Annotated in this window: 17 protein-coding genes and 1 tRNA gene; 11 read left to right on the forward strand and 7 right to left on the reverse strand. The window is 68.7% G+C overall.

The window, feature by feature from the left end:
• The 6 genes from V7D63_RS13460 to V7D63_RS11510 all read left to right on the forward strand — a co-directional run.
• Positions 1-140: hypothetical protein (locus V7D63_RS13460; RefSeq protein ID WP_442882139.1), on the forward strand; the 140-nt coding region annotated here is incomplete at its 5' end.
• Between the two features lie 73 nt (positions 141-213).
• Positions 214-1,728, forward strand: a complete 1,515-nt coding sequence (gene odhB, locus V7D63_RS11490; RefSeq protein ID WP_333592418.1) for a 2-oxoglutarate dehydrogenase complex dihydrolipoyllysine-residue succinyltransferase — start codon at positions 214-216, stop codon at positions 1,726-1,728.
• Between the two features lie 269 nt (positions 1,729-1,997).
• Positions 1,998-2,252, forward strand: coding sequence for a hypothetical protein (locus V7D63_RS11495; RefSeq protein WP_333592419.1), 255 nt, complete (start codon positions 1,998-2,000; stop codon positions 2,250-2,252).
• A 91-nt stretch (positions 2,253-2,343) separates the two neighbouring features.
• Positions 2,344-2,739, forward strand: coding sequence for a hypothetical protein (locus V7D63_RS11500; RefSeq protein ID WP_333592420.1), 396 nt, complete (start codon positions 2,344-2,346; stop codon positions 2,737-2,739).
• A gap of 85 nt (positions 2,740-2,824) precedes the next feature.
• Complete coding sequence (locus V7D63_RS11505; protein WP_333592421.1) at positions 2,825-3,079, forward strand: antitoxin; 255 nt, start codon at positions 2,825-2,827, stop codon at positions 3,077-3,079.
• Positions 3,079-3,528, forward strand: a complete 450-nt coding sequence (locus V7D63_RS11510; protein WP_333592422.1) for a type II toxin-antitoxin system VapC family toxin — start codon at positions 3,079-3,081, stop codon at positions 3,526-3,528. The genes V7D63_RS11505 and V7D63_RS11510 overlap by 1 nt, the downstream gene beginning before the upstream one ends.
• 1 nt (position 3,529) lies before the next feature.
• On the opposite strand, the gene V7D63_RS11515 is transcribed toward V7D63_RS11510, so the two are convergent.
• Positions 3,530-4,756, reverse strand: coding sequence for a CaiB/BaiF CoA transferase family protein (locus V7D63_RS11515; RefSeq protein WP_333592423.1), 1,227 nt, complete (start codon positions 4,754-4,756; stop codon positions 3,530-3,532).
• A 40-nt stretch (positions 4,757-4,796) separates the two neighbouring features.
• Positions 4,797-6,080, reverse strand: a complete 1,284-nt coding sequence (locus V7D63_RS11520; protein ID WP_333592424.1) for a hypothetical protein — start codon at positions 6,078-6,080, stop codon at positions 4,797-4,799.
• A gap of 138 nt (positions 6,081-6,218) precedes the next feature.
• On the opposite strand from V7D63_RS11520, the gene V7D63_RS11525 reads away from it, so the two are divergent.
• Together V7D63_RS11525 and V7D63_RS11530 are read left to right on the forward strand one after the other, a co-directional pair.
• Positions 6,219-6,295, forward strand: a tRNA-Arg gene (locus V7D63_RS11525).
• Positions 6,296-6,429: 134 nt separating this feature from the next.
• Entirely contained in the window at positions 6,430-8,892 is a 2,463-nt protein-coding gene (locus V7D63_RS11530; RefSeq protein WP_333592425.1) for an alpha/beta hydrolase family protein, read from the forward strand.
• A gap of 19 nt (positions 8,893-8,911) precedes the next feature.
• On the opposite strand, the gene yihA is transcribed toward V7D63_RS11530, so the two are convergent.
• Genes yihA through rpmH form a run of 4 tightly spaced genes read right to left on the reverse strand, consistent with a single transcriptional unit; the run spans position 8,912 to position 11,994 of the window.
• A complete protein-coding gene (gene yihA / locus V7D63_RS11535) occupies positions 8,912-9,553 on the reverse strand; it encodes a ribosome biogenesis GTP-binding protein YihA/YsxC (RefSeq protein WP_333592426.1) in 642 nt (213 codons plus the stop codon).
• A 60-nt stretch (positions 9,554-9,613) separates the two neighbouring features.
• Entirely contained in the window at positions 9,614-11,416 is a 1,803-nt protein-coding gene (gene yidC, locus V7D63_RS11540) for a membrane protein insertase YidC (protein ID WP_333592427.1), read from the reverse strand.
• Positions 11,417-11,420: 4 nt separating this feature from the next.
• Positions 11,421-11,831, reverse strand: coding sequence for a ribonuclease P protein component (gene rnpA / locus V7D63_RS11545; RefSeq protein ID WP_333592428.1), 411 nt, complete (start codon positions 11,829-11,831; stop codon positions 11,421-11,423).
• Positions 11,832-11,859: 28 nt separating this feature from the next.
• Complete coding sequence (gene rpmH, locus V7D63_RS11550) at positions 11,860-11,994, reverse strand: 50S ribosomal protein L34 (protein WP_003164000.1); 135 nt, start codon at positions 11,992-11,994, stop codon at positions 11,860-11,862.
• Positions 11,995-12,118: 124 nt separating this feature from the next.
• Between rpmH and V7D63_RS11555 the strand changes: the two genes are divergently transcribed.
• Positions 12,119-12,862 (forward strand): TVP38/TMEM64 family protein, encoded by a 744-nt coding sequence (locus V7D63_RS11555; protein ID WP_333592429.1) that lies wholly within the window; start codon positions 12,119-12,121, stop codon positions 12,860-12,862.
• Positions 12,859-14,310 carry a sensor histidine kinase gene (locus V7D63_RS11560; protein ID WP_333592430.1) on the forward strand — a complete coding sequence of 484 codons (1,452 nt, stop codon included), beginning with the start codon at positions 12,859-12,861 and terminating at the stop codon, positions 14,308-14,310. Before V7D63_RS11555 ends, V7D63_RS11560 begins: the two co-directional genes overlap by 4 nt.
• On the opposite strand, the gene V7D63_RS11565 is transcribed toward V7D63_RS11560, so the two are convergent.
• On the reverse strand, positions 14,307-14,519 hold the full coding sequence (locus tag V7D63_RS11565; RefSeq protein ID WP_333592431.1) for a hypothetical protein: 213 nt from the start codon (positions 14,517-14,519) through the stop codon (positions 14,307-14,309). The two genes, V7D63_RS11560 and V7D63_RS11565, sit on opposite strands and share 4 nt — an antisense overlap.
• A 176-nt stretch (positions 14,520-14,695) precedes the next feature.
• Between V7D63_RS11565 and V7D63_RS11570 the strand changes: the two genes are divergently transcribed.
• Entirely contained in the window at positions 14,696-15,205 is a 510-nt protein-coding gene (locus V7D63_RS11570; protein ID WP_333592432.1) for a cell wall hydrolase, read from the forward strand.
• The last annotated feature ends 273 nt before the right edge of the window (positions 15,206-15,478 follow it).

The following is a 15,478-nucleotide window of genomic DNA, read 5'->3' on the forward strand; positions in this document are numbered from 1 at the left end:
AACTGACGCTGGAGAAGCTGGACATCAAGGCCAAACGCGCCCGCTATGTCGGCCGCCCGGCCTCGGCCTCGACCGCCTCGGGCCTGATGAGCCGCCACCTGAACGAACTGAACGTCTTCCTGACCGAAGCCTTCGCCTGATCCCGGACGACGGCTCGCGCCGTTTCCGGGATGACAAGACACGCTGCAACGACCCAAACGAAAGCCTGACCCCATGGCCGACATCCTGACCCCCGCTCTCGGCGAATCCGTCACCGAAGCCACCATCGCCAAATGGACCAAGGCGGCCGGCGAGCCGGTGAGGAAGGACGAACTGCTGGTCGAGCTGGAGACCGACAAGGTCTCGCTGGAGGTCGTCTCGCCCGCCGACGGCGTGCTGGCCGAGATCCGCTTCGCCGCCGGCGACACCGTGACGCCGGGCGCCGTGCTGGGCGTGGTGGCGGAAGGCGCGGCCGCCTCGGCGCCCAAGACCGACGCCAAACCCGCCAAGGCCGCCAAGGCGGACGCGCCCAAGGCTGACGCGCCCGCCGCCGTCGTCGACATTCCTGTGCCGGTCATGGGCGAGAGCGTCGCCGAAGGGACCATGGGCGCCTGGAAGAAGAAATCCGGCGACACCGTCGCCAAGGACGAACTGCTGGTCGAGATCGAGACCGACAAGGTGGCCGTCGAGGTCTCGGCCCCCGCCTCGGGCGTGCTGACCATCGCCGCCGACGCGGGCGCGACCGTCAAGCCCGGCCAGTCGATCGGCAGCATCGCCGCCTCTGCGGCTTCGGGGGGCGACGCCCCCGCCGCGGCTCTGGCTTCGGTCCCCGCCGCCGCGCCGTCGGCTGATGCGCCGCACCTGTCGCCCGCCGTCGCCCGCGTGGCGGCCGAGAACAACCTGGATCCCAAGGCCATCGCCGCCACGGGTCCCAAGGGCAACATCACCAAGGCCGACGCCCTGGCCGCCGTGGGCGCCGCCCCCGCCGTCGCGCCCGCGCCCGCCGCTGCTCCGGTCCCCGCCGCCCCGGCCGCGCCGCGCGCCCTGGCCCCGCGTGAAGAGCGGGTGAAGATGACGCGCCTGCGCCAGACCATCGCGCGCCGACTGAAGGAATCGCAGAATACGGCGGCCCAACTGACCACCTTCAACGAGGTGGACATGACGGCGGTCATGGCCCTGCGCAACGCCTATAAGGAGACGTTCGAGAAGCGCCACGGCGTCAAGCTGGGCTTCATGAGCTTCTTCACCAAGGCGGTGGTTCAGGCCCTGCATGAAATCCCGGCCGTCAACGCCGAGATCGACGGCACGGACATCATCTACAAGAACCACTACGACATCGGCATCGCCGTCGGCACCGAAAAGGGCCTGGTCGTGCCGGTGCTGCGCGACGCCGACCAACTGTCGCTGGCGGGCATCGAAAAGGGCATCGCGGCCCTGGGCAAGGCGGCCCGCGACGGCGCCCTGACCCTGGACCAGCTTCAGGGTGGCACCTTCACCATCACCAACGGCGGCACCTACGGCTCGCTGATGTCGACGCCGATCCTGAACGCGCCGCAGTCGGGCATCCTGGGCATGCACAACATCGTCCAGCGGCCGATGGCCGTGAACGGCGAGGTCAAGATCCGCCCGATGATGTACCTGGCCCTCAGCTACGATCACCGCATCGTCGACGGCAAGGAGGCGGTGACCTTCCTGGTGCGGATCAAGGAACTGCTGGAAGACCCGCAGCGGGCGCTGCTGGACCTGTAAGGGCGATGGCGGCGCAGCCTTGGACGGTCTTCGGCCCCTTCGAGGTTGGACGTGGAGTCTGTCGTGAGAGGCGTGGCAGACTCTGGGACTCAGCGGCTGATGACGACCTGTGCGACGCAGCAGGGGTCTACATCATCGCGACCTCCATCGGTGCTCGCGTCAGGATCGCCTACATAGGCATGACGCACGAACAGGGTCTCTCGGCAGAACTCTTTTCACAGCGGAACGAGCGAGAGGTTTGGCCGAAAGCGTTGGCGCGGCGAGGCCGGGTGAAGGTTTGGCTGTTCGCCAAACGTCATGCGTCACGAGACGGATATGCATACACGGCAAAACTCAAACGGCAGTCGCACCTGTTGGAGCAATTGCTGATCATGCACGCGCGGGCGTCGGGGCATGATCTCGTGAACACCAAGAAGATGAAATCGGCGGTTGGGATAGCTGTGCACGGATTGTTTGGCAGTCGGCCAAGAGGGCGGCCTGCCCAGTCGGTGTTGGCCATCGGTGAAGCGCTGCAGCTTCGCTGACGCCCAAAGGGTGCGATTCTGCACGATCATCGCCATCTGATCGTCAGGCTCCGATAGTGGCCGAATGTGCGCTGAGAGCTAGGCTCTCCGCATGGAATGGATCGCGCGCGCCATTGGAGCCTTCTACGTCTTCGCGGGCGTGGTGCTGATCCGGCAGGCGATCATCAACTGGCGGATGGAGCGGATCTTCGGGACGTTCCTGGAGACGCCGCCCGCCGAGAAGACGGCGGACGCCATCCTGTCGGTCATGGCGGTTCTGGTGTTGGCGTCGGGTCTGACGCTGCTGGCCCTGCATCACTGGGCGGTGATCGCCTTCCTCGCCTGCTGGTTGGTCCAGGCGATCTACCTGCTGTGGGCGTCACGTTGGCATCGGCCGGTTGAGCCGGAACTGATCAGGCTGCGGCGCCAGACCACCAACGCCTTCTTCGCCTACACCGCCGCGACCCTGTTCGTGCTGTGGGCCGCGCGGCGGGGGCTGTTGGGCTGAATCTTGAACGATGCGTAGAGATTTTGTATCTATGCCTATAGATACGGAGAGCGACATGCCCGCGCCCAAGCGTGATCAAGGCGTCATGGACACGGCCCGCGTTTTCACTCATGGCGGAAGTCAGGCGGTGCGCCTGCCGAAGGCCTATCGCTTCTCCGGCAAGGCCGTTCTCATTCATCGCGAAGGCGAGCGGGTCATTCTGGAGCCGATGACGGAAGATCGCGTCAGCCCCGCCGAGCTTAAGGCCATGTGGGCGAGAATCGATCGGCTGGCCGACCCGGACCATCCCTTTCCCGATCCGCCGGAACAGGAGATCGCGTCTCCGCCCGCAAAGTGGTGATGCTCTCTCTGGACAGCGACGTCATCGTCGGTCTCTTGCGAGGTGAAGAGGCTGAGCTGCGCGCCCGGTTCGATCAGGCGCGGCTTTCGGCGACGCCGCTGGGGCTGTCGTCCATTGTCCTGCACGAACTGGTCACCGGCGCCGTCGCCAGCCGGAGACCCGACCGACACCTTGACGCCTTGGCGGTCGTCTCCGAATCCTTCGAGCCGTTGGAGTTCACCGGCGAGGATGCGATCCGCGCCGCCCAGGTTCGAGCCGAACTGGCGAAAGAAGGCCGTCCCATCGGGGCGTTGGACACCCTGATCGCGGGTCAAGCCCTGGCCAGGGACCTGATCGTGGTGACCAGCAATATCCGCCACTTTGGTCGTGTGGCGGGTCTCAAACTCATCGATTGGCGGGTCGGTCCCGACATCATGTCGTCCGATGCGGTCGCGGCGCGGCTGGCTTGATCTAGACCACGCCCCGCGCGCGCAGGGCGGCGACGTCCAGACCCAGTTCACCCAGCACCGCATCCGTGTCCTGGCCCAGGGCCGGGGGCGGGGTCGGGTGGACGCAAGCCTGACCATCGACCCGGATCGGGGAGGCGACGGTGCGGATCGGCGTCGCCAGATCGGCGCGCGGCTGCTCCACGGTCAGGCCGCGATGGATCGCCTGACGTTCGGCGAAGACCTGATCGACGGTGTTGACCGGGCCGCAGGGCACGCCCGCCGTCTCCAGCGCCCGCATCAGCTCGGCCATGGCGAAACGCCGCGTCAGGCCGGCCAACAGCGGCGACAACAGGGTCCGGTTCTCGACCCGGCGGGCATTGGTCTCGAACCGGGCGTCGGTCCCCAGGGCGGCGTCGCCCAGGGCGCCGCACAGGGCGCGATACTGGCCGTCGTTGCCGACCGCGATCACCACCATGCCGTCCGAACAGGGGAAGGGCTGGTACGGCGACAGGTTGGGATGGGCGTTGCCCATGCGGGTCGGCGCCTGGCCGCTGACGAAGAAGTTGGTCGCCTGATTGGCCAGCATGGCCGCCTGGACGTCGAACAGGGCGATGTCCAGATGCGCCCCCGCCCCCGTCTCGCGCGCCCGCAGCAGGGCCGCCAGGATGGCGTTGGAGGCATAGAGACCGGTGAACAGGTCCACCACCGCCACGCCCACCTTCATCGGCTCGGCGCCCGGTGATCCGTCGGGTTGGCCGGTGATAGACATCAACCCGCCCATGGCCTGGATCATATAGTCGTAGCCCGCGCGGGGCGCGTCCGGCCCGTCCTGGCCGAAGCCGGTGATCGAGCAATAGACCAGGGCCGGATTGATCGCCGACAGGGCGGCGTGGTCCAGGCCGTATTTCTTCAGGCCCCCGACCTTGAAATTCTCGACCACCACATGGCTGTCGGCGGCCAGACGGCGGATGATCTCGGCGCCCTCGGGGTTGGCCATGTCGAGAGTGACCGAACGCTTGCCCCGGTTGGCGGCGAAGAAATAGGCGGCGTCGCCGCGCTCGCCCTCGGTCGTCGTTGCGAAGGGCGGACCCCACAGGCGGGTGTCGTCGCCCGCGCCCGGCCGCTCGATCTTGATCACCTCGGCGCCCAGGTCGGCCAGGGCTTGGGTCGCCCACGGCCCGGCCAGGACCCGCGACAGGTCCAGCACGCGAACACCGTCGAGGGGGCGGGGAGAGGCGGCCTGGGTCATGGCGTCTGACTAGCCTGTCCGCCGTCCGCCCGGAAGGCGTTCAGTGCAGCAGGTCGGTCGGCAGGGTCTGGCTGGCCAGCAGGGTCTCCATGCCGTCCCAGGGGTTCGGTCCCTGACGCTCGACCCAGGCCCGCACCATGTCGCGGCCCAGACCGTAGTTGATGATGTAGCTGCGATAGGTCTCGATGAAGCTGAGGCGCTGCCGCGCGCGGGCGCGGTCGGACAGACCGTATTTCTGAAGCTGGTCCAGCGCCGTCTCGCGGTCGATGCGGCCGGCCAGGAAGTCCGAGGCGATGGTGTATTCCGCCCGCTTCAGACGGTCGGTCAGGGCCAGCAGATGCGCGCCGTCCTCGGCCATGGCCGGGTCCAGCCCCGCCAGCGGATACAGGACGCGGGTCTCGTATTCGGTGCGCTCATGACCGGGGAAGGCCAGGTCGATGCCGTAGTTGGCGCTGCCCTCGGCGATCAGGCTCATCGGCGAATAGAGGGGATAGACGCTCATCTCGACCCAGCCCCGCTGCTTGACGAAGGTCTGTTCCAACAGGGCGTTGTAGACGTGGTGGCCCGGATAGCCCTCGTGGCAGCCCAGATCGACGGCGCGCTCGATGTAGATCGGCAGATCGGTGTTGATCTGGATCAGGCTGTTGGCGTCGCCCTTGTAATAATTATAGCCCGACCACGGCTTGTTGTTCACGAACTCCAGGGTGAAGCGCTCGTTCGCGGGCAGGTCGATGTGGCGGGCGGTGCGGGCGCGGCATTCGGCGATGGCGGCGCGCATGACGACGTCCAGCCTGTCCTTGGGAATGACGAAACGGGCGCGGAAGGCCGCCACCCGGTCGCCCAGCGGTCCCGTGCCGGGGACCAGCCGGTCCAGCTCGACCAGGGCCGGGTCATAGGTGCTCAAGGGCGGCGTCTCGGGCCGGACGCCGAACAGGGCCTCGGCCTCGTCGGCGAAGCTCATTTTTTCGCCCGAGATCATGCGCAGGCGCGCGGCGGCGGCCGAGACGTGGGCCAGCAGGTATTTCTTGCGTTGCAGGCTCATGGCGTCCAGCCCGCGATCCGGCACGGCGTTCAGGCGCGCGGTCAGGGCGGCGGCGCCCTGGATCAGTTGGGGAACGGTGCGCGGGTTCGCCTTGGCCGCCGCCAGCCATTCGGGCGGCCCGTAATAGGCGTCGACATAACCTTCCTCGCGTTCGCCCAGCTCCAGGATCAGGGCGACATAGTCGCGGGCGACGGCGTCCAGCCCGTCGGCGGCCGGCGCCGGGGGCGGGACCGAGGCGCAGGCGGCCAGGAACAGCAGGGCGGACATCACAAGGGCGCGCATCGGTCACTCCGGGCGGCGATCGGGAACAGCGGCCGAACGCTAGTGGGTTCGGCGCGGCCCGCCAAGTCGGCGACGGGGATTGAGGCGGCCCCGACCATGCTGTAAGGCCCTTGCTCCCGGCCGGATCGGCCGACGGACGCACCCGTAGCTCAGCTGGATAGAGTGCTGCCCTCCGAAGGCAGAGGTCACAGGTTCGAATCCTGTCGGGTGCGCCATCTCTCCATTCCGATTTGGCCCTTGTCGCCCGTCGCGCCCCGGCGCGGGTTGTGAATCCGCGTGCGGATGGGTTTGATGGGCGCCGACATCGTTCGACCTTCGCCCTGATCGTTCACAGCCTGGGAAACCGCTGATGAAGACCGTGTTCCGCACCGCCGCCGCCGTCTCCGCCCTATTGCTTCTCGCGGGGGGACCGGCCCTGGCGCAATCCGGGACCGCGCCAGCCGCGGCCAACGTCTATCAGCAGCCGCCGGCGCCGATCGCCGACATCCTGGACGCCCGGCCCCTGCCGACGGCCAGCCTGTCGCCGGATCGGTCGACCCTGGCCCTGTACGAACGTTCGGACCTGCCGAGCATCGCCGACCTGGCCGAGCCGATGCTGAGGCTGGCGGGCTATCGCATCAATCCGCGCACCAACGGCCCGGCCGAGAGCCGGACGAGCTGGCTGACCGGTCTCGGCTTCCAACCGGTCGACGGGGGACCGGTTCGCACGGTCATCCTGCCGCGCGACGCGCGCTTCATGTCGCCGGGCTGGTCGCCGGACGGCCGGTCGGTGGCCCTGTTGATGGACGCGCCGACGGGGCTGGAGCTGTGGGTCGTCGACGTCGCCTCGGGCCAGGCGCGCAAACTGACCGACGCCCGCGTCAACGCCGCCTCGGGCGCGGCCTTCGACTGGTCGCCGGACAGCGCCGGGCTGATCGTGCGCATGGTCCCGCAAGGCCGTGGCGCGGCCCCCGACGTCAGCCGCCCGCCCGCCGGGCCGATCGTGGCCGAAAGCATGGGCCGCGCGGCGCCGGTGCGGACCTATCAGGACCTGCTGAACGATGCGGGCGACGAGGCCCTGTTCGACCACTATTTCACCTCGCAACTGACCCTCGTGCCGTTGAACGGCGCGGCGCGGACCCTGGGTGAACCGGCCGTCTATCTGGGCGCGGGCGTGTCGCCGGACGGGCGTTATGTGCTGCGCACCCGCGTCAAACGGCCCTACAGCCGCGTCGTCCCCGCCGGTCTGTTCCCGGCCGAGATCGATGTGATCGACCTTCAGGGGCGCATCGTGCGCCGGGTCGCCGACCTGCCGCTGCGCGACGATGTGCCGACGGCCTTCGACGCCGTGGCGCCGGGACCGCGTTCGGTCCAGTGGCGCGCCGACGCGCCCGCGACCCTGGCCTGGGTCGAGGCCCAGGACGGCGGCGATCCGCGCACCGAGAGCGCCGTGCGCGACCGCGTCTTCACCCTGGCCGCGCCCTTCTCGGCCGCACCCTCGACCCTGATCGACCTGAGCGAGCGGTATGCGGGCGTCGTCTGGGGCGACGCCGACACGGCCGTGGTCAACAGCCGCTGGTTCAACACCCGGCACGAGACGCGCTGGGTCGTCGATCCGTCGCACCCCGGCCAGGGCCGCCAGCTTCTGGAGCGCAACTATCAGGACCGCTACAACAACCCCGGCTCGCCGTTGACCGAGCCGAACGCCCAGGGGTTTTCCGTCATGCGGTTCACGGCCGACGGGCGGGTGCTGGTGACCGGGCCGGGGGCCACGCGCCAGGGCGAATATCCCTTCCTGGCCGCCATGGACCTGACCACGGGCCAGAGCGAGCGTCTGTGGACCTCGGCGTCCGGCGACTATGAGAGCGTCGTCGGCGTCCTGGACGACGGCGCGCGGCGCCTGGTGACCCGGCGCGAGACCCGCGACGATCCGCCGAACCTGTTCGTGCGCGATCTGGACGCCCAGACCGTCGAGGCCCTGACCCGCTTTCCCGACCCGGCGCCGCAACTGGCGGGCGTGACCCGTCAACTGATCACCTACGCCCGCGCCGACGGGGTGCGGTTGTCGGGGAATCTGTATCTGCCCGCCGGTTACGACAAGGATCGCGACGGGCCGTTGCCGCTGGTGATGTGGGCCTATCCGGCCGAGTTCACCGACGCCGCCGTGGCCGGCCAGGTCGTCGACGCCGCCAACCGCTTCGTGCGGCCGGGCGGGGCCAGCCATCTGTTCCTGCTGACCCAGGGCTATGCGGTGCTGGACAATCCGTCGATGCCGATCATCGGCCGCGACGGGACCGAGCCGAACGACACCTATATCGAACAGTTGACGGCCGACGCCGAGGCGGCGGTGAAGGCGGTGGTCGATCTGGGCGTGGCCGATCCCGACCGGATCGCCGTCGGCGGGCACAGCTACGGCGCCTTCATGACCGCCAATCTGTTGGCCCACACCGATCTGTTCCGCACCGGCATCGCCCGGTCGGGGGCCTATAACCGCACCCTGACGCCGTTCGGCTTCCAGTCCGAACAGCGGACCTATTGGGAGGCGCCCGAGGTCTATGACGCCATGTCGCCCTTCGCCTTCGCCGACAAGGTCAATGAGCCGATCCTGCTGATCCACGGCGAGGCCGACGACAACCAGGGCACCTTCCCGGTCCAGACCGAACGCTTCTATGCCGCGCTGAAGGGCAATGGGGCGACCGTCCGCTATGTCGTCCTGCCGCTGGAGGCGCACGGCTATCGCGCGCGGGAATCGGTCGGCCACACCCTGTGGGAGATGGTCCGCTGGCTGGACGCCTATGTGAAGAACGCGCCGCCCCGTTCCGAGGGGCGGTGAGGCGGGCGTTCGACCCGCGTCAGAGGGTCACGCCGCAGGTGCGCATGATCTCGGCCCGCAGCTCGGGCAGGCCGGTTCCCTTTTCCGCCGAGGTCACGGCCACGGCGGGATAGGCCGCGGGGCGTTTGGAGATCGCCTTCAAGGTCGCCTCGGCGGTCTTGAGGGCCTCGTGCGGCTTGATCTTGTCGGCCTTGGTCAGAACGATCTGATAGCTGACGGCGGCCAGGTCCAGCGCGTCCAGGGCCTCGGCGTCCACCGCCTTCAGACCGTGGCGGGCGTCGATCAGCAGATAGACCCGCTTCAGCGTCACCCGGCCGCGCAGATAGTCGCGGCCCAGGTCCTGGAATTTCTTCACCGTGGCCTTTGACGCCTTGGCCCAGCCGTAGCCGGGCAGGTCGACCAGACGCATCCTGCCGTCCAGGTCGAAGAAGTTGACCTCACGCGTGCGGCCCGGCTCGTTCGAGGCGCGGGCCAGTTTGTTCATGCCGACCAGGCCGTTGATCAGGCTGGACTTGCCGACGTTGGAGCGGCCGGCGAAGGCGATCTCGGGCAGGTCGGGATCGGGCAGTTGCTCGATCTTGGCGGCCCCCATGACGAAGGTCGCCTGGCGCTGGAACAGCACCCGCGCCGCCTCGATCTCCTCGGGGGTGAAGTCGTCCATCAAAGCCCGCCCCCGAAAAGGGGTCGCCGGTTTTCGGACAAGGACGGGCGGCAAGCCAAATCAGGCGGCTTTCTTGCGGATGCGGGCGATGAAGTCGTCGATCGGATTCTCGGCGCCGAAGCGGTGCATGATGAAATACTGCTGGATGATCGACAGGATGTTGTTCCACGCCCAATAGACCAGCAGACCCGCCGCGAACGGGGCCATGATGAAGGTGAAGATGATCGGCATCATCTGGAAGATCTGGCGCTGGACCGGATCGGGCGCGGGCGGGTTCATCGCCTGCTGCAGCCACATGGTCAGGCCGTAGAAGATCGGCAGGACGCCCAGGCCCAGCATGCCGACCAACAGGCCGCCGATCAGCGGGACCGAACCCGGGTCCCACGGGATCAGGCCGAACAGGGTCCAGATGTTGGACGGGTCGCGCGCCGACAGATCCTGGATCCAGCCGAAGAAGGGCGCGTGGCGCATCTCGATGGTGACGAACAGCACCTTGTACAGGGCGTAGAAGACCGGAATCTGGACCAGGATCGGCAGACAGCCGGCCAGGGGATTGATCTTCTCCTTCTGATAGAGCGCCATCAGCTCGACCTGCTGCTTCTGCTGGTCGCCTTCGTACTTCTTCTTCAGCTCCTCCATCTTGGGCTGGAGCTTGCGCATCTTGGACATGCTCTCATAGGCCTTGTTGGCCAGGGGGAACATGATCAGCTTGACCACCACGGTCAGGGCCAGGATGGCCAGGCCGAAATTGCCCAAGAGGCCGAAGAAGAACTCCACCACCATGAAGATCGGCCGGGTCAGGAACCACAGCATCCCCCAGTCGATGGCGTAGATGAAGCGCGGCAGGTTCAGGCTGTCCTCATAGCTCTTGAGCACTTCGCTGCGCTTGGCCCCGGCGAACAGGCGCTGGGTTTCGGTGATCTGGCGGCCGGGATTGATGACGCGCGCGGCGCCCAGCATCGAGGCCTCCTGCACCTGGGTCTCGCCCCGGGCGCGGACGCGGAAACCGGCCTGGACCGGTTCGGACTGGTCGGGGATCAGGGCCGCCAGCCAGTATTTGTCGGTGATGCCCAGCCAGCCGCCGGTGGTGTCGTGGTCGATGCGCGGCTTCTTGGCCCAGTCCTTGTATTTGTGCTGCTCGGTGATGAAGCCGTCGCCGCGGCTGAAGGTGCCGATGGCGCCTTCGTGCAGGATCATGTCGCGGCCCAGGCCCGGCGGCACGCCCTGGCGCTCGACCCGGCCGTAGGGGGCGATGCTGATGGCCTGGGTCCCCAGGTTGGCGACCGTGTCGGTGACGGTGAACAGATATTGGTTGTCCAGCGCGATCACGCGGGTGAAGCGCAGGCCGTTGGCGTTGTCCCAGGTCAGGGTCACCGGCGTCGACGGCGTCAGGGTGGAGCCGCCGGTCAACCGCCACAGGGTGTTCGGTCCCGGAACGCCGCCCGGCACATTGGCGCCGGTCCAGCCGAATTGGGCGAAATAGGCGTGCTCCATCCCGGCTGGACGGAACAGTTCGACCGGCGGGCTGTCCTTGGCGATGGTCTCGCGATAGCGGACCAGGAACAGGTCGTCGACGCGGCCGCCCAGCAGCGACAGCGAACCCTTCACGGTCGGGCTTTCGATCGGCACGCGGGCCGCGCGGCCCAGGGCCTGGGCGCGGTCGGTGGTGAAGACCTGTTCCGGCGGGGCGGAGGCGGCGGTCGGATGGTCGCCGGCCTTTTCGACCTGGGCGGCGGCGGCCTCGGCCTGGGCGGCGCGACGGCGCTGGGCCTGCGGCTCCATCACGAAGAACATGTAGAAGCCCATGATCACCGCGGCGCACACGAAGAAGAGGATCGTGTTGCGGGAGTCTTGATTCTGCATCGGGTCAGCGGTCCTGGCCGGGGTGGTCGGCGGGGGTCACGGTCGGGCCTTCCACATGGGAGGCCGCGCGCGGGGTCGCCAGCCTTGTAAGGGTCGATTTCACATCGTCAAGCAAACGGTCCCACGCCCGCTCGGCCGTGCCGCTGCGCGCGATGAACACATAGTCGCAGCCGGGCCGCCCATGGACGGGCGTCAGCGCCCGTGCGGCCTCGCGCAGGCGGCGCTTGGCGCGGTTGCGCGTCACGGCCCCGCCGATCTTCTTGGTGGCGGTGAAGCCCAGGCGGATGGCCGGGTCGCCGTCCTGCCGATCCAACTGCTGGATCAGCACGGCGCCGCGCGCCAGGGAAACGCCTTTGGCGGCCGCCAGGAACTGGGGCCGCCGGGTCAGGCGCAAAAGCTTGAGGGAAGTCGTCATCGCGGCGTCCCTTTCAGGACGCGGCCGATCAGGCCGTCAGGCGCTTGCGGCCCTTGGCGCGGCGGCGGGCGACGATCTTCTGTCCGTTCTTGGTGGCCATCCGCGAACGGAAGCCGTGACGGCGCTTGCGCACGAGTCGCGACGGCTGATAGGTCCGCTTCACGGTCGGCTCCGAAATAAAAGTGTGGCACGGCGGGTCGAAACACGTCCGCCGCAGGAAGGGCGGGCGTATAAGGGGCGAAGGCGCGGGCGTCAAGCCGCGCGAACGGACAAGGACGACTTCAAGCATGGCGAAACGGTCGGCGAAGGAATGGGCGATCCGCCTTCTGCCGCTCGGCGTCATCGCGGGACTGGTCGTGGTCTTCTTCGCCCTGGGGCTGAACCGCTATCTGTCGATGGAGATGATCCGCGAGCACGGGCTGAGCCTTCAGGCCTATGCGCGCGAACATTATTGGCAGGCGCTGATCGGCTTCATCCTGGTCTATGCCCTGGCTACGGCCTCGACGATTCCGGGACCGGTCTTCCTGACGCTGCTGGGCGGAATGATGTTCGGGCCTTGGGTCGGAGCGCTGGCCCAGTCGACGGGCGCCACGCTCGGCTCCATCGTCATCTATCTGGTCTACCGCACGGCGCTGGGCACCTGGCTGAGGGCCAAGTTCAAGGCCGACGCCGGGATCATGGATCGGATCACCACCGGCATCGACCGCAACGCCTTCGTCACCCTGTTCACCCTGCGCGTCATCCCCAGCGTGCCCTTCGTCCTGATCAACGCCGCCGCCGGCATGGTGGCCGCGCCGCTGAAGCCCTACATCGTCGCGACCTTCCTGGGGCTGCTGCCCTCGACCACCATCTACACCTGGATCGGCTCCAAGCTGGGCGAGATGATGCGGGCGGGCGTGCGGCCCGACCTGGAGACCCTGGTGCGGCAGTTCTTCTGGCCGTTGATGGGGGTGGCCTTCCTGTCGCTGTTGCTGCCGCTGTTCATCAAGCTGTGGCAGAACTGGCGCAAGCGGCGGGAGGCGGCGGCGTGAACATCCTGGCGGCCCGCATCCGCGAACGCCTGAACCTGCTGCCGCCGGGCTGGCGGCCGCATCCGCCGGACGGCATGTCGTCGCGGCTGTTGGCGCTGACGGCGGTCTTCACCGTGGCGGTCGAGCTGTTGATCGTCATGCCCAGCGCCGCGTCCTTCCACGAACGGTGGCTGCGCGACCGGCTGCAGGCGGCCGAGCTGGCCTCGGTCGGCGTCGAGGCCCTGCCCTACAGCGCCGTCGAGGACGAGACGGCGGCCGAGCTGATGCGGATCGGCGGGGTCCAGGCCGTGGTCGTGGGCGAACAGGGGGTGCGGCGCCTGCTGCTTCAGGCCCCCAACCTGCCGCGCGCGCCCGACCTGATCGATCTGAGGCGCGATACGCCCGGCGCGCGGGCGCTGGACCCGTGGCGCACTCTGTTCGGCCACCCCGACCGGTCGATCCGGGTGCAGGCGCGGCCGCGCTACCGCTCGGGCGACTTCATCGAGATCCTGACCCCGGCCGAGCCGCTGAAGGTCGAGCTGAGGGCCTTTCTGCTGAACAGCCTGTTGGCTTCGCTGCTGATCGCCATCGTGGCGGGCGGTCTGCTGTACGCCGGTCTCAGCTATCTGGTGCTGCAGCCGCTGCGGCGCGTGACCCGCTCCATCGAACGGTTCGCCGCCGATCCCGAAAGCCCGGCCGAGACGCCGTCGGATCGTCACGACGAGATCGGCCGCGTCGAGCGCGAACTGGCGGTCATGCAGGACGAGGTGCGCCATGCCCTGCGCTCGCGCGCCCGGCTGGCGGCCCTGGGCGAGGCGGTGGCCAAGATCAACCACGACCTGCGCAACATGCTGACCTCGGCCCAGATGGCGTCCGAGCGTCTGGCGGGTTCGGCCGATCCGACGGTGGCCAAGGCCTTGCCGCGCCTGGAACGCGCCCTGGGCCGCGCCGCCGCCCTGTCGCGCAATGTGCTGGAGTACGGCCGAAGCGAGGAGCCGGCGCCCCAGGCGGCCAAGGTCGCCCTGGCCGGCGCCCTGACCCTGGCGGCCGAGGACGCGGGGCTGGACGCGTCCGGCGTGCGGCTGGAGAAGCGGCTGCCCGCGCGGTTCGCGATCCAGGCCGACCCGGACCAGTTGCACCGCATCCTGGTCAATCTGATGCGCAACGCCCGTCAGGCGATCGAGACCGACGCCCTGCGTCCGCCCGCCCGGCAGGGGCGGGGCGTCGTCCATGTGACGGCTGAAACGGACGGCGCCCTGGCCGTGATCCGCATCGCCGATGACGGGCCGGGCATACCGCCGCGTCTGGCCGAACGGCTGTTTGAACCCTTCGTCAGCGGCCGGACCTCGGACGGCACGGGTCTGGGCCTGACCATTTCGCGCGAACTGGCGGCGGGCCACGGCGGCGACCTGCGGCTGGCGGCGTCGGGACCGGACGGGGCGGTGTTCGAGCTGCGGCTGCCGCTCTAATCCAGGCCGTCGTCGCTGACGACGAAGGCGCGGCCTTCCTTCCTGGCCAGGCGGGCCAGTTCGTCCTGAACCACCTGCCAGCGGCGCAGGCGCTCGTACGAGACCATGTGTTCGGGCGAGGATTTCAGCCACCCCCGGAACTCCTCGGTCTGGCGGCCGACGTCGGGCGCGCGCGGATCGGGAAGGTTGGGCACCTTCGGCAGGCGCACGGCCACGTCCGCAGGGACGGGAAAGGCGCCGATGGAGGTCGACAACATCATGACGGCCGATGATTAGACGAACCGCGTCGTCCGTAAAGCGGCGCCTCGACCTTTGCTGGGGAAAGGCGTTGACTGGGGCGATACGCCATGAGGTGCAAGCCGTCGCACCAACAGGGAGTCTTCCGATGGTCCGTCTTTCCGTCCTCGCCGCCGTTCTGATCGCCGCCGCTCCGGCCGCGGCCCAGACCACGACGTCGCCCGCGACCACGACCACGCCGGGAATCGTCTCCAAGGCGGTCGATCCCTACGCCCCGACCGATCCGGTCGAACTGGAGGCCTGGCTGCGCGCGCGCGGCGAAGCCTACCACCGCGCGCCGGACGCCCAGCAGGACCCGACCGAACTGGCTCAGACGGCCTCGCTGAACGCCGAGATCGCCGCCCGCAACGATCGCGCCGAGGCCCAGGAGCGGGCCGACGCCGCCGACTATGCGGCCGCCCAGGCCAAATATGAGGCCGCCGCCACGGCCCATGCCGCCGCCGCGTCCGCCGCCGCCACGGCCCAGGCCAACTATGAGGCGGACCTGCGCGCGTCGCAGGCGGCCCAGGCCCAGTATGAACGCGACCAGGCCGACTGGCGCCGTCGCGTCGCCGCCTGCCAGGCCGGCGTCCGCTCGGCCTGCGCGCCGAGCCAGTGAGACCGCCGATCACAGGGACCTAGGACGTGAAAACGGTCTCGCCGGTCGCCGACGGCGGACGGCCTAATTTCCGTCAACCCTCTGCTGGAAGAAGAGGGTCCTGCGCGTTGGCGCCGTTCCCGGTTCGTGACAGCCTTCGTCCCCGCGAGACCGTATGACTGATCATCCGCCGCCCAAGACGCCTGAAGACCCAAGGGCCGACCGCCCGCTGCCCGGCGGGCGGGTCGCGGTGTGGCGGCATCCGCTGTGGGTGCGCTGGACCCACTGGATCAA

Origin of the sequence: Brevundimonas sp. (assembly GCF_036732845.1) — a bacterium.
Taxonomy (GTDB): domain Bacteria; phylum Pseudomonadota; class Alphaproteobacteria; order Caulobacterales; family Caulobacteraceae; genus Brevundimonas.